This is a genomic window from Thioalkalivibrio sp. ALE12 (genome assembly GCF_000381105.1).
Classification (GTDB): domain Bacteria; phylum Pseudomonadota; class Gammaproteobacteria; order Ectothiorhodospirales; family Ectothiorhodospiraceae; genus Thioalkalivibrio.
In genome coordinates this window covers 322,785-338,347 of sequence record NZ_KB905905.1, presented here as the reverse complement: position 1 = coordinate 338,347, position 15,563 = coordinate 322,785, and the positions used below count along the sequence as shown (strand labels likewise).

The following is a 15,563-nucleotide window of genomic DNA, read 5'->3' as shown; positions in this document are numbered from 1 at the left end:
AGGAGCGATATCAGCCGGACGCCGCGGTCGCTTCGGCGGGCCCCGTGGCCGAATAGAGGTCGAAGCGCACGCTCTTGCCCTTGACGCTGGCCTGCGGCGCGTCCGGTCCGAGAGCCGGGGCGTGCAGCGGGCGTTTTACGATCACCCGGCGTTCCACGTGGCCGCGCAGGGTGGCCAGGGTCTGTTCGGCGTCGGGGTCGGCCGTATCCGCCATCAGCGCCTGGATCAGTTGCATGTCTTTCTTGACCGCGGCGCGTTTGGCGCGCTCCGGGAACATGGGGTCGAAGACCGCGGCCATCGCGGGCGGGCTCACGGCCGTGGGGTCGGCGACGCCCTCGAGCAGGGTAATGCGCTGGATGACCGGGGCCAGATCCGGGTGAGTTGCAGCGCGCGCCAGGGCATCGGCGAGCAGGCGATACACCACGGGGTGACGTTCCCAGGCGGTCACGCGAAAGCCGTGCGCGGCCAGCAGCAGGGTGTCGCGCCCGAGACCGGCGGAGGCATCCAGTACGTGGCCGTCGCGCGGGAGTTTGCCGAAGGCGCGGATCAGCCCTTCGCGCTGATGGCCGGCATGGGCCAGTCGATAGCCCTGGCGTCCGGCCGGGAAGTCGAGGTGCAGTCGCAGCGCCGGGTGGACGTCCTCGCGGATGAGCTGCAGGCCGTGATCGCCCGTTTCCAGGACCAGCCGAGCCGCGCCGCCGTGCCGGTAGCCGCGCGCCTCGAGGGCCTTGCGCAGTGCGTCGGCAGCGCTGTCGCAGCCCGGAGCCGCGCGTACGGTCAGCGCCATGGGGTCAGTAGTGCGGCGGGGGTGGTTCGGCGCCTTCGGGCCCGCCCCCGCGTTCCTCAAGCTCGCGCAGGCGGTCGCGCAGCCACTGGACCTGCTGGCGCAGGTCGGCATTGGCCTGCTGCAGTTCCATCTGGATGCGGGCCTGCTCCTCCTGGGTGTATTCCTGGTGGGCCAGGCGGATCTCCAGGTCCTCGATTCGCTGTTGCAGGGGGTCGGTGTCCATGTGCGTCATTCCACCACGTTGCGCGGTGAACCGCATGCGAAGCTGCGGATGTTGTGCGTGACTTCGTCGATCACCCCCTGACGGGCGCTGCGCGCCGCCCAGGCGGTATGCGGGGTCAGCACGAGGCGCGGGATGTCGTCTGCCAGCAGCGGATGACCCGGTGGCGGGGGTTCCGGTTCCAGGACGTCGATGCCCGCGCCGCCGAGATGACCGCTGCGCAGGTGACGCGCCAGGGCCTCAGGGTCAACGAGACCGCCGCGGGCCGTGTTCAGCAGAATGCTTCCCGGCCGCATTCGGCGCAGTGCGTCGTCGTCAATGAGGTGGCGCGTTGCGGGCGTGAGCGGGCAATGCAGGCTGATCACATCGCACTCCGCGAGCAGGCGCTCCAGCGGCAGGCGATCCGCGTGCGTCTGCTGCGCGGGATCGTGACTCTGCGCAACCCGTACCTCCATGCCGAAGGCCTCGGCAAGACGGGCGGTGGCCCGGCCCAGCACCCCCCACCCGATGATCCCGATGCGCATCCCGGCCAGGGTGCCGATCGGGTGGTCGAGGAGGCAGAACTGATCCGAGGCGCTCCAGCGTCCGGCGCGGATGTCGGCTCGGTAGTCATCCAGCCGCGTGACCAGCGTCAGGAGCAGGGCGAAGACATGCTGCACCACGGAGTCTGTGGCGTAGTCGCGCGCGTTGCTGACGACGATGCCTTGTCGGCGGGCGGCGGCCACGTCGATATTGTTGAAGCCGGTCGCGGCGGCGCAGATCAGTCGCAGGCGGGGCGCGGCGGCCAGCAGATCGGCATCCAGTTCGACCTTGTTCGTGATCACGACATCGGCGTCCGCGATCCGTTCGGCGCACTGGTTGGGTCGCGTGCGGTCGTGGAAGGTCCACTCGGGCAGGCAGGCGCGTAGCCCGGTGAGGTCGAGGTCGTCCCGGTCAACCGTGTTCAGGTCGAGAAAGACGCCGCGCTGGAGCTGGGTCATGGGCCGAAGTCCCCGGGAGTCTGCGTAAGCGGTGTCCAACGAAAAGGGCCCCGCGCGGCGGGGCCCTTGAACGAGTTCCTTCGGTTGGCGCTGGACCCTTAGTTGTCACCCATAAAGGCGTGGAACAGGTTCAGCAGGTGCAGGAACATCACGTAGAGGTTCGCGTACAGCGAGACGGTCATCACGATGTAGTTGGCCTCGGGGTCGTGAATCATCCGACTGGTGTCGAACAGGATGGCCGCGGACAGCAGCAGGACGACCGCGGCCGAGATGGCCAGCGAGAGCGCCGGGATCGCCAGGAACAGATTGGCGACGATGGCCAGCAGGGCCACGATCAGGCCGACGACGAGGAAGCCGCCGAGGAAGCTGAAGTCCTTCTTGGTGGCGAGGGCGTAGCCGGAGAGCGTGACAAACGCGATGGCCGTGGCGGCGAAGGCGTTGCCGACGATCTGCGGGCCGTTGGGCAGGCCCAGATACATGCTCAGGATCGGGCCGAGGAAGAAGCCCAGCACGCCGGTGAAGGCGAAGGTCAGGACGATGCCCAGTGCCGAATTGCGCGCGGCGTGGATGGCGAACGGGCCGCCGATCAGCACGCCCAGCATGATGATCCAGTGTACCGGCGGCGCATTGACTGCCATGGCGATGAACGCGGTAACCGCGCTGAACGCCAGGGTGAGCGACAGCAGCATGTAGGTCTGCCGGATCACCTTGTTGGTGGAGATGGTCTCGCTGATGGAGCCAGTGCTGGACGGGTTGCGACTCGAGCGGACGATCTGGTCTCGGGACACGGGTCAACTCCTCAATGCATTCGAATGAGCCACAGTGTAGCGATAAGCGCGCCCGGTTGCAGTGTTTCCACAGCCGGTCCGGGAGATCCGGCCGGCCGTGGGGCAACGGGCGCTGGCGTCCCCTACTTGATGGGTTCGCCGACCTTTTCGGAGATCGTCTTCACGGCGTGATCGGTGGACTTGAAGATGTTGTCCTCGCCGATGATCTCGTCCAGCCCGGTGCGCTGCATCACCTCCATGACCTGCGCCTTCACCCCGGCGAACACCAGCGTGATCCCGCGCGCCTTGAGGCGATGCACCAGCTGATGGATGACCTCTTCGCCGGAGGCATCGATCTCGTTGATGCCCTTGCCGACCACGATCAGGTACTTGGCCTGCGGGTGCCGTGCTACCAGGTCGAGCACTGCGTCTTCAAAGTACGGCACGTTGGCGAAGTAGAGCGAGCCGTCGAAGCGCATCATGCCGACCTTCTCATTGGTCTCCAGGCCATAGCGCTGGGCCTCGCGCAGGGTGCCGTCCTCGTAGCGGGCCAGCTCCGATACGCGCGGCTGCATAGTGCGGTACAGGTAGAGCACGATGGCCAGGCCGGCACCGGTCAGGATGCCGTAGTCCAGGTTCGGGGCCATGGCGAGCGTGGCGATGAAGGTCACGATCGCGGCGGCGCCGTCGTGCTTGTTGGCCACCCACGCGTGCTTGATCGCCTTGAAGTTCACCAGGCCGGCCACTGCCATCATGATGATGGCTGCGAGGACCGCCTGCGGCAGGTGATAGATCAACGGAGTCAGGAACAGCAGCGCCAGGCCAATGATCACGGCGGTGAAGACCGACGAGAGTCCGGTCTTCGCGCCGGAATTAAGGTTCACGGCCGAGCGGGAGAACGAGCCGCTGACCGGGTACCCCTGGGTGAAGCCACCCGCGATATTCGCCAGGCCCTGACCCATCAGTTCCTTGCTGGGGTCCAGCCGCTGGCCGGTCCGGGCCGCCATGGCCTTGGCAATCGCGATGGCTTCGGTAAAGCCCACCAGGGCAATGACGAAGGCGGTGGTCAGGAGTGTCGTGAACGTGCCGAAGCTGATCTCCGGAATCGAGAAGCCGGGAAGGCCCTGAGGCACATTCCCGACCACGGCTCCGCCCCCGTTCAGGTGCACGGTGTCGTCGCCCACACGCTCGATGCGCCAGGCAGCCCGGTCGGCGCGCTCGCGTTCAGCGTCGGTCAGGTGTTCGTCGGCAATGAAGCGGGCGGGTTCGTCATCGGTGCCGGGCACCCGTCGCAGAGTGAGGTCGCGGATCTCGTCGCGCATGGTCGCCAGTTCTGGGCGCAGTTCCTCGCGCTCCAGGCGCAACTGGTCGGCCTCGTGGCGCAGGCGGACGGCCTCGGCGCCTTCCTGTTGTTGCAGTTCGGCCTCCAGGCGTCGGATCTGGTCGTCGAGGTCGGCCAGGCGGGCGCTTTCGCGCTCGATGTTCTGGGCAAGGGTCAGGACCTCGGCCGGGGCGATCTGCTCGATGGAGGTCTCGGCCTTTTGTTCGTAGCCGATCGCCCAGCTGGCGACGATCGCCACGACCACCGCGACCAGCACGCCGGGGATCTTGGGCGTGAAACGCTTCATCGCGACCATCAGGGCGATCGCGCCTATCCCGAACGCAAGGGTTGGCCAGTGCACGCTGCCCAGTTCCATGAGCACGCCCCAGAGACCGAGCATGAAATGGCCGCTGGTATCGATCGGCACGCCCAGAATCTTGTTTACCTGGGACAGGGCGATGATGATCGCGGCCGCATTCGTGAATCCGACGATCACCGGGTGCGAGATGAAGCTGACCAGCGCACCCAGCTTGAACAGCCCCAGCATCAACTGGATCACGCCAACGATGAACGCCAGGGCGATGGCGAGCATGATGAATTCGGAAGAGCCTTCGGCCGCCAGCGGTATCAGTGCCGAGGCTGTCAGCAGGGAAACTACCGCCACCGGGCCGGTCGCCAGCTGATTCGAAGAGCCCCACAGGGCCGCCACCATGACAGGAAGCAGAGAAGCGTACAGCCCGTAGACCGGCGGGAGCCCCGCCAGTTGGGCATAGGCCATGGATTGCGGGATCAGGACCAGGGCGACCGAGATCCCGGCGATGAGATCCGCGTTGAGGGTTTGCTTGGTCGGGCGCCAGCCGAGAAAGGGAAACACTCGCAGCAGGATCGGATTCATCGGGTCACTCGCTTGGCCAGTTCGTGAGAAACGACGACGGCCGAAACCAGGGCTGGGGCGCCGGAAGGCATTCCGGGCCAGGGCGTGCCAGGGCCGTCGTCACAGAACTGGCAGCCGGAGCTGGGCCCGCTGGAGGTTCGCGGGCGCAAGCGGGAAAACGGCGCCGATTATAGTGCCTTCAGTCATTTTCTTCTATCTAACTTGTTCTATGTGAAACATGTTAGATGGGCTATGTGTGGGGTGCGGGGAGGGTGCGGCGAGTGGGGTGGGGGAATGGCGGAGAGGGAGGGATTACGGTGCCGCGGGCGCCGCCCTTCGGGCCGCCACCTCGCGGCGGCGTTCCGGCGTCGCTGTGCGTCGCCGGTCGAACCCGAGCGTTGGATCTCGAGGGTTCGAATCCCGGATTGGCGGGGTTGGCCCATGCGTTAGATAGCATTTGGATTTCTTGCTGGAATCTGGCGGAGAGGGAGGGATTCGAACCCTCGAGGGGCTTTCACCCCTGCCGGTTTTCAAGACCGGTGCAATCAACCGCTCTGCCACCTCTCCGAGGCTGGGCATTGTCTGGTACGGGGCTCGGGCTGGCAACCGGTGGGCGGGCTGCGTGGCCTGGCGGCCATGAGAGGGAGGGATGGATTCGGCCCTGTGGGCCTCACCCTTCGGGCGTTGCCTGACGGCAACGTCCTGCGGCGGCTGCGCCGCCTTGTCGAACCCTCGAGGGGCTTTCACCCCTGCCGGTTTTCAAGACCGGTGCAATCAACCGCTCTGCCACCTCTCCGAGATCGGGCATTGTCTGGTACGGGGCTCGGGCTGACAACCGGTGGGCGCGCTGCGTGGCCTGGCGGCCACGAGAGGGAGGGATGGATTCGGCCCTGTGGGCCTCACCCTTCGGGCGTTGCCTGACGGCAACGTCCTGCGGCGGCTGCGCCGCTCGATGGAGCCGAGGATCACGGGGAAATGCGGCACACAATGCTTGACGTTCGCTCGCGCGAACCCTAATCTTGTCCGCGCTCCGGGCGGTTAGCTCAGCGGTAGAGCACTGCCTTCACACGGCAGGGGTCACTAGTTCGAACCTAGTACCGCCCACCAGATTCGGATCAAAGGAAAGCGGCCTCGGGAAACCGGGCCGCTTTTTTTGTGCGCGTGGAGGGCCCGAGGCCGGATCGTCCGGGGCTGGCACAGGCGCCTGCCGTGACTCCGGTGCGCCGTGTCTCCCCGGTGCGACGTTCCGGCATTTCCGTGGCCTGCCAGTCGGATGGTCGGTTTCGATTCTCGCCGTAATTGGGGGTATTCAGACGCGCGAAAGGGGCCACTTGGGGCCCCCTTGCTTGAATCTGGCGGAGAGGGAGGGATTACTCGGCACGAGGTGCCTCGCCCTTCGGGTCGTCACCTGCGGTGACGTTCTGGCATCGCTGCGCGCTGCCAGTCGAACCATCGTTTTCGATTCCTCGGGTTCGAATCCTGAAACCTCAGGGGCCAGACATGCGAAAGGGGCCACTCAGGCCCCTTTGCTTTGATCTGGCGGAGAGGGAGGGATTACGGCGACGTGGTCGCCGCCCTCCGGGCCGCCTTCGCTGCGCTGCGGCGTTCCGGTGTCGCTGCGCGCCACCGGTCGAACCATCTTCTCTAATTCCTCGGGTTCGAATCCCAGAACGTTGGGGCTATACATGCAAAAGGGGCCACTCGGGCCCCCTGTGCTTGAATCTGGCGGAGAGGGAGGGATTCGAACCCTCGGTACTCGCGAGAGTACAACGGTTTTCGAGACCGCCCCGTTCGACCGCTCCGGCACCTCTCCGTATTTGCTGAACCGGGCGGGGTCGAGCCGCCACGGCGGAGCGAATCCTAGCAGATTCGGCCGGGCGAGCGGTAGCGGCCGCCGGGGATGCCTATGGCATCAGGCGGGTGATCTCCCAGTCGCTCCCGACGCGGTGGTACTGGAACCGGTCGTGCAGGCGATTGGCGCGCCCCTGCCAGAACTCGAACAGCTCCGGTTGCAGGCGATAGCCGATCCAGGCGGGGTCGCGCGGGATGTCGCCATCTGGATACTGTTGTTCCAGCGCGCGTACGCGTTGCTCCAGCTCGTCGCGGTTTGCGACCGGGTGGCTCTGGGTGGAGGCGGCGGCGGCGAGCTGGCTGCCGCGTGGACGCTGGTGAAAATACTCATCGGCGAGATCGGCGGGCAGGGCGGCGACGGGCCCCTCGACGCGGATCTGGCGTTCGGTTTCCGGCCAGTAGAACAGGAGCGCGGCGCGCGGGTTCTCGTTGAGGTCCTGGCCCTTGCGGCTGCGCGAGTCGGTGTACCAGGCAAGTCCGTCGGCATCCACATGCTTCAGGAGGACCGTGCGTGCGGACGGCTGGCCATCGGCATCGGCGGTGGCGAGGATCATGGCGGTCGGGTCGGGGTTGCCGGCCTCGCGCGCGGCCTCCAGCCAGTCGTTGAGCAGGCCGAGCGGGTTGGCCTGAAGGTCGCTGCGACGCAGTTCCGCGCGGGTGTAGTCGCGGCGGGTGTGGCGGTGGTCGGCGGTCGTCATGAGGGGCCTCGTGCTTGAGCGAGAGGCGCCCATCATACGGCGGCGCGCCGGATTCGGAAATTTGTCGCGGTTTCGCTGTCACACTGGGGGACGATCACAGAACGCAAGGAGCATACGATGGCCGAGCCGATTATCGCCGCAGTGGAACCCCGGGGTGTGGAGCTGAAAAAGGGCGAGGAGTGCGCCTTCTGCCGCTGCGGGCGTTCGCAGGATCAGCCGTTCTGCGACGGTTCGCACCAGGGGACGGGCATCGAGCCTCTGGTATTCACCGCACAAGAGGATGGCGAGGCCTACCTGTGTCAGTGCAAGCAGTCCGGGAACCTGCCGTACTGTGACGGGACCCATGCGCAGTTCGAGGCCGATGCAGTCGGCGGGCCGGCGAGTGCCGCGGATGCTGACACCGAGGGCGAAGCACGTGAAGCCGAGCCCGGGGATCGGGCGCCGAGCCCGCACAACAGTGAGACTGAGCCGCATGTCGAGTGGATCCACGCGCTGGCGCGGGATGGACTGGAGGGTGTGGGACGACACGGGACCACGGTCGCCATGGGGGTCCCGCGGGACCGGCTGCCGAGCTGGGACGGGATGCAGTTGCTGGCGGCACAACTGGCCACGCGGCCGCTGGACGAGGGGGCCGAGATCGGGACGTCGCTGGTGATCGGGCCGGAGGCGAAGCGGCCGCTGGAGCTGAAGATCCCGTTGCTGGTGTCCGACATGAGCTTTGGCGCGTTGTCGCGGGAGGCGAAGATCGCCCTGGCGCGCGGGGCCGAGCGCGCAGGGACGGGCATCTGCTCTGGCGAGGGCGGCATGCTGGATGCGGAGCAGGCGGAGAATTCCCGCTACCTGTTCGAGCTGGGTCCCGCCGGGTTTGGCTACTCCGACGCGGTACTGGACAAGGTCCAGGCGTTTCACTTCAAGGCCGGCCAGGCGGCGAAGACCGGTGTTGGGGGTGTCCTGCCGGGGAGCAAGGTGAGCGACGAGATCGCGCGGGTGCGCGGGATCGAGGCCGGCCAGGATGCCCATTCACCCGCGGCGAGCGCGGACCTGCAGACGCCGGCTGATTTCCGTCGCTTTGCCGACGCGGTGCGCGAGAAGACCGGCGGCGTGCCGGTGGGCTTCAAGCTCTCGGCGAACCACATCGAGGCGGACCTGGCGTTTGCCCTGGAGGCCGGGGCCGATTACCTGATCCTCGACGGCCGCGGTGGTGGCACGGGCGCGGCACCGGCCCTGCTGCGCGACCACATTAGCGTGCCCACCATCCCGGCGCTGGCCCGCGCGCGTCGATTCCTGGACGCGAACGGGGTCTCCGGTCGCGTGACGCTGCTGGTGACGGGCGGCTTGCGCACGCCGGCGGATTTCGTGAAGGCCCTGGCGCTGGGCGCGGACGGTATTGCCCTGGCCAACTCGGCGATCCAGGCCGTTGGCTGCGTGGGTGCGCGGATGTGCCATACCAACCAGTGTCCCAGTGGCGTGGCCACGCAGGATCCGGCCCTGCGCGCCCGGCTGGATCCGCAGGAAGGGGCGGAACGTCTGGGTCGGTTTCTGGAGGGCTCCACGGAGTTGATGAAGGTGCTGGCGCGGGCCTGCGGGCATGCCAGCCTGGAGGACTTCGGGCCCAATGACCTGACCACGTTCGATCGCGACCTGGCGCGGCTGGCCGGTATCCAGTACGCGGGTGTGCTGGGGAGACACTGATTGAATCGCACGTCCGCGTTGGTGCCCCCTGTTTCCCGAGACAAGGCGTGTCGTGCAGCGGGTAGTGGTTCTACCCGCAAGCGGCGCAACGCAGGATCTGGGAACAGGGGGCACCAACCCCACAAGCCATTGAAAGCAGGGGCTCGGCCGCTTTTGCGCGGGAACGGCGTTGCGGTTCCTTTGTGCAGAATGACTGCACGGCAGTCACCGCGCCTTGTTCGCACGCAAAAGCGACTCGAGCGCGGACGTGCGATTCAATCAGCGTCTCCCTAGAAGGCAGTTGATAGCAGATGGTACTGCCCGGAGCTTGATCTGGATCAGCACCCGCCGGAGCAATCCCGTTACACTCGCGCATTTTCGGGACTGGGGGATCTGGATGAGCTACTCCGATGTGCACCAGAGCTACGGGCGTTGCCGGCGGGCCGGCAACTTCGTGGACCGCTTCTATGAACGCTTTCTCGCGGCGGACGAGCGGGTGGCGCAGGCCTTTGCGACCACGAACTGGTCGCAGCAGAAGCGGGCCCTGGGGCAGGCGGTCTCCACCGCGATCAGCTACGCGGAGGGCGAGAGCTTTGTGGCGCCGACCATGGAAAAGATGGCCGAGGTGCACAGCCGTCATGGCCGGGTGCCGGTCGCGCCGGAGCTGTACGGAGTGTGGCTGGACTGCATGGTGGAGACCGCGCGCGAGGTGGATCCCCGCTGGGACGAATCCCTCGCCCAGCGCTGGCGCGGGGCGCTGAGCCCGGCCATCGACCTGTTCATCGAACGCTACTGACGCGAGGCGCGTCCGAGCCGGGGGTTGGGCTGTGAAGCCCCGCCCACGGTCATGCCCTGTTGATCTCGCTGCGCCCGGGGCGTGTAATGCTGGGTTTTCCCGTTGCCGGCGCCCGCCGGAAGAAGCCTGGTGATGTCCGCAGCCCCCGAGACCCTGTTTGCCCGCAAGCCTTACTGGGCCAAGCGCTTTGGCACGGCACCGTTCTTGCCGTCCACGCGCGAGGAGATGGACGCGCTCGGTTGGGACAGCTGTGACATCGTGCTGGTCACCGGCGATGCCTATGTCGATCACCCGAGCTTCGGCATGGCGATCATCGGGCGGCTGCTGGAGGCGCAGGGGTTTCGGGTCGGCATCCTCGCGCAGCCGGACTGGACGTCCGCCGAGCCCTTCCGCGCCCTGGGGCGGCCCAACCTGTTCTTTGGCGTGACTGCCGGGAACATGGACTCGATGGTCAACCACTACACCGCGGAGCGGAAGCTGCGCTCCAACGACGCCTACACCCCGGGAGACGTGCACGGCAAGCGTCCCGACCGGGCGGTGATCGTCTACGCCCAGCGGGCCCGCGAGGCGTACAAGGATGTGCCGGTGGTGGCCGGCGGTATCGAGGCCAGCCTGCGCCGGATCGCGCATTACGACTACTGGCAGGACAAGGTGCGCCGCTCCGTGCTGCTGGATTCGCGCGCGGACATCCTGCTGTTCGGCAATGCCGAGCGGGCCCTGGTGGAGCTGGCGCATCGCGTGGCCGCGGGCGAGCACCCGCGCGAGATCACGGATCTGCGGGGCACGGCCTTCCTGCGGGATGCGGTCCCCGCCGGCTTTGTCGAACTGGACTCCAGCGAGGTCGATACGCCGGGGCCGGTGGATGCCAACCCCGACCCCTACGCGATGGTCTCGACGGCAACCTGTGCCGATGCCGAAGGGCAGGACAGCTCGGCGGTACAGGGCGAGCCGGGCACAAAGGTCGTGCGCTTTCAGCGGCAGATCCCGCGGGGCACGCCGCGCGACCAGACGGTGATCCGCATCCCTGCGTTTGAGCAGGTGAAGGGGGATGCGGTGCTGTATGCCCATGCCTCGCGGGTACTGCATCTGGAGACTAATCCGGGCAACGCGCGGGCGATCGTGCAGCGCCATGGCGACAAGGAGGTCTGGCTCAACCCGCCGCCGATCCCGCTTTCCACCCCCGAGATGGACGCGGTGTTCGACCTGCCCTATGCCCGCGCCCCGCACCCGGCATACGGTGATGCCCGCATCCCGGCCTGGGAGATGATCCGCTTCTCGGTGAACATCATGCGCGGGTGCTTTGGTGGCTGTACCTTCTGTTCGATCACCGAACACGAGGGGCGGATCATCCAGAGCCGCTCGGAGGACAGCGTGCTGCGCGAGATCGAGGAGATCCGCGACAAGGTGGACGGGTTCACGGGTGTGATCTCGGACCTGGGCGGGCCGACGGCCAACATGTACCGCCTGGCCTGCAAGGACCCGAAGATCGAGCAGAGCTGCCGGCGGCTGTCCTGTGTGTACCCGGGGATCTGCAGTAACCTGGATACCGATCACGCCCCGCTCATCCGTCTCTACCGCAAGGCGCGCGCGCTACCGGGGATCAAGAAGATCCTGATCGCCTCGGGGCTGCGCTATGACCTGGCGATCGAGTCCCCGGAGTACGTGAAGGAGCTGGTCACCCACCATGTGGGTGGTTACCTGAAGATTGCGCCGGAACATACGGAAAAGGGCCCATTATCCCGGATGATGAAGCCGGGCATGGGCACCTATGACCGGTTCAAGGCCATGTTCGAGAAATACTCGAAAGCGGCAGGGAAGGAGCAGTACCTGATCCCGTATTTCATTGCCGCGCACCCGGGGACCACCGATCAGGACATGCTGCAACTGGCGCTCTGGCTCAAGCGCAATGATTTTCGCGCCGACCAGGTGCAGGCGTTCCTGCCCAGCCCGATGGCTCTCGCCACGGCCATGTGGCACTCGGGCCGGGATCCGTTGCGTGGCATCCGCCGCAAGGCGAGCGAACGCGTGCCGGTCGCCCGGGGCTTCCGCGCCCGCCGCCTGCACAAGGCCTTTCTGCGCTACCACGACCCGAACAACTGGCCGCTGCTGCGCGATGCCCTGCAGCGCATGGGGAGGGCCGATCTGATCGGGAACGGGAAGCACCATCTGGTGCCGACCTGGCAGCCGGCCGGGACGGGGCAGGGCGCGGCGCGCCCATCCACGGGCGGGCGGATGACCCGCGGCGGGAAGGCTCTGAAAAAGCGTGGCCAGACCTTCCAGACCCAGCACAACGGGGTGGAGGCCGCGGCCCGTCCGGGGGCGAAACCAAAGGCCGGGGCCGCGTCGGCGGGCAAGGCGGGCGGCCGTTCGCCGGCGCCCCACGGTGGCAAGCCGCGGGCTGGTGCCGGGAAGCTCCGCAAGAAGGGGCGCCCGGCCGGCAAGCGGCCGCGCGCCTGACGGCGCAGTGGCTCAGGCCGACGCGTCGGGCGTCGGTACCTGGCCTTCCAGGCTGAGGTTCAGGCCAGTGGTGGTGCGGTCGCCGGGGTCCAGGAAGTACAGGTAGGGGCCCACCACCGCCTCGGGTTCGGGCAGCAGTTCCGCGTTCTCACCCGGATAGTGGCCGGCCCGGAAACGGGTGCGCACGGGACCGGTGTCCACGCCATTGACGTGGATGAAGCGCGGCTCGTTGCGATGCTCATGGGACAGGATGTCGATCAGGGCGTCCTGCGCTGCCTTGGCCATCCCGAAGGCCCCCCAGAAGGCTTTGCGCGCGTTCTGGGTGGAGACCACCAGGCTTCCGGTCGGGCTGGCCTCCAGCAGGGGCAGCACAGCCTGGGTCAGGAAAAACGGGCCGTGCAGGTTGCTGTTGATGACCTTGAACCACAGCTCCGGGTCGTAGTTCTTCATCGGCATCAGGGCCCCGGCCCAGCCGGCGTTCAGCACCAGGCCGTCGAGGCGACCCAGCGAGTCACGGATGTTCTCCGCCAGGTCGCCGTAATCCTTGACCGTAGCCCCCTCGAGATTCAGCGGGTAGATCGCGGGCTGGGGCTGGCCGGCCTGTTCGATCCGGTCGTAGACCGCCTCCAGGCCCTTCAGGTCCTTGTCCAGCAGGACCACCGTGGCGCCGGCGGCGGCGCAGGCCTCGGCGACTGCCCGGCCGATGCCGTCGGCGGCGCCGGTGACGAGGATCACGCGCTGGTCAAAGGCGCCCGGTTCGGGACGGTAGGCGAGGAGGCGAGGGATATCGAGGTCGGTCAAGGATGGTCCTCCAGGAACAGGTGCGCCGATTCTAGTCCAGATTGTATGGCCGCTTCGAGCGTCGACGGCAGTGCGTGGGTCAGGTAATCCCCTGACAGGTAGCAGTCGGGCCAGGGCGTGCGGGGCGGTGGACGGTGCCGATCCAGATCGACCCGGGCGTCCACCGTCGCGCGGCGCTCGCAGACGCAGTGACCGGCTGCGGGCTCCCCCAGCTCGGGAAAGGTCCGTGCCAGCGAGCGGGCGACGGTGCGCCATCGGGCATCCGCCGTCAACGGTTCGAGGTCGTCGGCGGCCGAGATCACGACAGCCAGCCAGTGCGGGGCGCCCGCGACGTGCCGGGGGATCAGCCACTGGCCATGCTGGCCGAGCAGCCCCTGGAGAGGGGGCCGGTCTGTCAACCGCCGCGGGTAGCGCAGGTAGACGGTGCAGATGCTGCGTGCGCCCATGGCCTTGAGCCCCTGATGCGTGGCGCCCCATCGAGCGTCCGCTGGCAACAGGCTGGCGGTGGCGGTGGGCGTGGTGGCCAGGATCAGCGCGCGGGCGCTGCTGGTGTCGCCCTGGCGATCGTGCAGTCGATAAGGGGCATCCGGGCGTGTCGCGTCGCGCTGGATCGTCGTGATGCGGCGGCCAAGGTCCACGCGCGCACCCCGGGCCCGCAGCTCGCGGATGGCGGCGTCGGGGAACACCTCGCCCAGGGGGCGCGCGGGGATCAGCAGGCGTGCGGCCTCCGGCCCGTGATTCAGGGCTCGTCGCAGCACGTTCTGGAAGATCCGCGCGGAGGCCAGGCGGGTCGGGGTGTTCATCACCGCCAGGCACAGGGGGTCCCACAGCCGCTGGATCAGGGCTTCCGGCTGGTGGTGGCGCCGCAGCCAGTCGAGCACCGGGAGGTCGTGTCGCAGGGGACGGTGCAGCAGGGCCGCCGCGCCGAACAGGGCGCGCAGCCGGATGCCGGTGGCGTGGCCGGGGAGGGAACGATAGAGGGCCGCGGCCAGGGCCGGCAGCCGGGGCGAGCGGGGCTCGAGCGCGAAGGCCGGGGATGCTGGCCGGCGGTCGGGGTCGAACATCCGCAGGCCGAACGGGACGGCGTGAAAGGCCGAGTCGGGGTCGATACCGACCGCGCGGATCTGTTCCAGGGTCTGCTGGCAGGCCCCCACGAGGATGTGCTGGCCGTTGTCCAGTGGGGTGTGGTCCAGCTCCAGGCTGCGGGCGCGCCCGCCGGGGATCCTGCCGGCCTCGATCAGGTGTACGGGGTGTCCGGCGCGCGCCAGGGCGAGGGCTGCGGTCAGGCCGGCCCAGCCCGCGCCGACCACGGCGACAGGGTTCGCGGGAGGGCTGGAGGCCATGGAGTCAGGCCGCGCGGCGGCGATGCTCGCGTTTCAGGCGCCGGGCGGTGCGCCAGGCGATCCAAAGCTTGCGGATCGGGGTCAGACGTACGCGGTGTTCCAGAACACGGAAGCCGTCGTCCTCGATCTCGTCCAGCAGGGTGCGGTAGATCGCCGCCATGATCAGGCCCGGGCGCTGGGGATAGCGGTCGGCAGCGGGGAGGTGTTCCTCGGCACTGTCGTAGTAGCGCCGCGCCCGTTCGGCCTGTTCCGCGAACAGGGCGCGATGACGGTCATCGGTGATGTTGACCTGGAACTCCTCGGGTTTGACCCCGTGCTTGCGCAGCTCGTCGAGCGGGATATAGACGCGGCCGCGCATGGCGTCCTCGTGGACGTCGCGCAGGATGTTGGTGAGCTGCAGGGCCATGCCGAGGTCGTGGGCGTACTTCAGCGTGCGCCGGTCGCTGTAGCCGAAGATGTGGGCGGACAGGATGCCGACCACGCTGGCGGCTCGATAGCAGTACAGCGACAGGGTGGTGAAATCCGGGTAGCTGTCGTAGTCGAGATCCATCTGCATGCCGTCGATGATCTCGTCGAAATATTCGCGGCCCAGGTCGAAGGCGGCGATGTGGGGCTGCAGTGCCTGGGAGATAGGATGACGCGGTTCGCCCGCGAACAGGCGTTCGATCTCCTGGCGCCACCAGTCCAGCTTGGTCCGGGCGACGCTCTCCTCGCGGACCTCGTCGACGATGTCGTCCACTTCCCGGCAGAAGGCGTACAGCGCTGTGATGGCGCGGCGCCGGTCGGGCTCCAGAAAGCGAAAGGCGTAGTAGAAGCTGGAGCCGCTCTGTGCGGCCTTCTCCTCGCAATACTCGTCGGGGGACATGCGCTCTCGCGTGGCGGGTGTCGAACAGGGACGGGAAGGCTAGCACAGGCAGTGCGCGAGGCGGGAGATTGCCCCCGAAGGCGGATTGTTGACCTGTATCAAGCCCGCTACCGGGTCGTGGTCGTAGCCTGT

General features: G+C 67.6%; 12 protein-coding genes, 4 tRNA genes and 1 other RNA gene. 4 read left to right on the top strand and 13 right to left on the bottom strand.

Translation table 11 applies throughout. From position 1 onward, the window contains the following. Positions 1 to 10 precede the first annotated feature (10 nt). From F614_RS0101605 to F614_RS14750, 7 genes are all read right to left on the bottom strand, one after another. Positions 11 to 787, bottom strand: a complete 777-nt coding sequence (locus F614_RS0101605) for a class I SAM-dependent methyltransferase (RefSeq protein WP_019558106.1) — start codon at positions 785 to 787, stop codon at positions 11 to 13. 4 nt (positions 788 to 791) lie between these two features. Then, the gene (locus tag F614_RS0101600; RefSeq protein WP_019558105.1) at positions 792 to 1,010 is read right to left on the bottom strand and encodes a SlyX family protein; all 219 of its coding nucleotides are present in this window, start codon (positions 1,008 to 1,010) and stop codon (positions 792 to 794) included. 5 nt (positions 1,011 to 1,015) lie between these two features. Further along, positions 1,016 to 1,987, bottom strand: a complete 972-nt coding sequence (locus F614_RS0101595; RefSeq protein ID WP_018875611.1) for a D-2-hydroxyacid dehydrogenase — start codon at positions 1,985 to 1,987, stop codon at positions 1,016 to 1,018. Positions 1,988 to 2,085: 98 nt separating this feature from the next. After that, positions 2,086 to 2,775 (bottom strand): Bax inhibitor-1/YccA family protein, encoded by a 690-nt coding sequence (locus tag F614_RS0101590; protein WP_017941768.1) that lies wholly within the window; start codon positions 2,773 to 2,775, stop codon positions 2,086 to 2,088. Positions 2,776 to 2,897: 122 nt separating this feature from the next. Next, positions 2,898 to 4,970, bottom strand: a complete 2,073-nt coding sequence (locus F614_RS0101585) for a SulP family inorganic anion transporter (RefSeq protein ID WP_019558104.1) — start codon at positions 4,968 to 4,970, stop codon at positions 2,898 to 2,900. A 456-nt stretch (positions 4,971 to 5,426) separates the two neighbouring features. Then, positions 5,427 to 5,516, bottom strand: a tRNA-Ser gene (locus F614_RS0101580). 68 nt (positions 5,517 to 5,584) lie between these two features. Next, a tRNA-Ser gene (locus F614_RS14750) sits at positions 5,585 to 5,745 on the bottom strand. Positions 5,746 to 5,981: 236 nt separating this feature from the next. Here F614_RS14750 and F614_RS0101575 point away from each other — a divergent pair. Next, a tRNA-Val gene (locus tag F614_RS0101575) sits at positions 5,982 to 6,056 on the top strand. Between the two features lie 246 nt (positions 6,057 to 6,302). Here F614_RS0101575 and F614_RS14160 read toward each other — a convergent pair. The 3 genes from F614_RS14160 to pdxH all read right to left on the bottom strand — a co-directional run bounded on the left by F614_RS14160 (position 6,303) and on the right by pdxH (position 7,498). Then, positions 6,303 to 6,433: non-coding RNA, RtT sRNA (locus tag F614_RS14160), on the bottom strand. 239 nt (positions 6,434 to 6,672) lie between these two features. Then, positions 6,673 to 6,762 (bottom strand) — tRNA-Ser (locus F614_RS0101570). Positions 6,763 to 6,853: 91 nt separating this feature from the next. Further along, positions 6,854 to 7,498, bottom strand: a complete 645-nt coding sequence (gene pdxH, locus F614_RS0101565; protein ID WP_019558103.1) for a pyridoxamine 5'-phosphate oxidase — start codon at positions 7,496 to 7,498, stop codon at positions 6,854 to 6,856. Positions 7,499 to 7,615: 117 nt separating this feature from the next. Between pdxH and F614_RS0101560 the strand changes: the two genes are divergently transcribed. The 3 genes from F614_RS0101560 to F614_RS0101550 all read left to right on the top strand — a co-directional run bounded on the left by F614_RS0101560 (position 7,616) and on the right by F614_RS0101550 (position 12,422). After that, complete coding sequence (locus F614_RS0101560) at positions 7,616 to 9,190, top strand: glutamate synthase-related protein (protein ID WP_019558102.1); 1,575 nt, start codon at positions 7,616 to 7,618, stop codon at positions 9,188 to 9,190. 376 nt (positions 9,191 to 9,566) lie between these two features. Further along, the gene (locus tag F614_RS0101555; protein WP_019558101.1) at positions 9,567 to 9,965 is read left to right on the top strand and encodes a globin; all 399 of its coding nucleotides are present in this window, start codon (positions 9,567 to 9,569) and stop codon (positions 9,963 to 9,965) included. 132 nt (positions 9,966 to 10,097) lie between these two features. Then, on the top strand, positions 10,098 to 12,422 hold the full coding sequence (locus F614_RS0101550) for a YgiQ family radical SAM protein (RefSeq protein ID WP_019558100.1): 2,325 nt from the start codon (positions 10,098 to 10,100) through the stop codon (positions 12,420 to 12,422). A gap of 12 nt (positions 12,423 to 12,434) precedes the next feature. Here F614_RS0101550 and F614_RS0101545 read toward each other — a convergent pair whose 3' ends face one another. From F614_RS0101545 to hpnD, 3 genes are read right to left on the bottom strand one after another with little or no spacing between them, the layout of a single operon-like run. Next, positions 12,435 to 13,223, bottom strand: coding sequence for an SDR family NAD(P)-dependent oxidoreductase (locus F614_RS0101545; RefSeq protein WP_018880322.1), 789 nt, complete (start codon positions 13,221 to 13,223; stop codon positions 12,435 to 12,437). Continuing rightward, positions 13,220 to 14,566, bottom strand: coding sequence for a hydroxysqualene dehydroxylase HpnE (hpnE, locus tag F614_RS0101540; RefSeq protein ID WP_026329776.1), 1,347 nt, complete (start codon positions 14,564 to 14,566; stop codon positions 13,220 to 13,222). The genes F614_RS0101545 and hpnE overlap by 4 nt, the downstream gene beginning before the upstream one ends. A 4-nt stretch (positions 14,567 to 14,570) precedes the next feature. Then, entirely contained in the window at positions 14,571 to 15,431 is an 861-nt protein-coding gene (gene hpnD / locus F614_RS0101535) for a presqualene diphosphate synthase HpnD (protein WP_018880324.1), read from the bottom strand. Positions 15,432 to 15,563 lie beyond the last annotated feature (132 nt).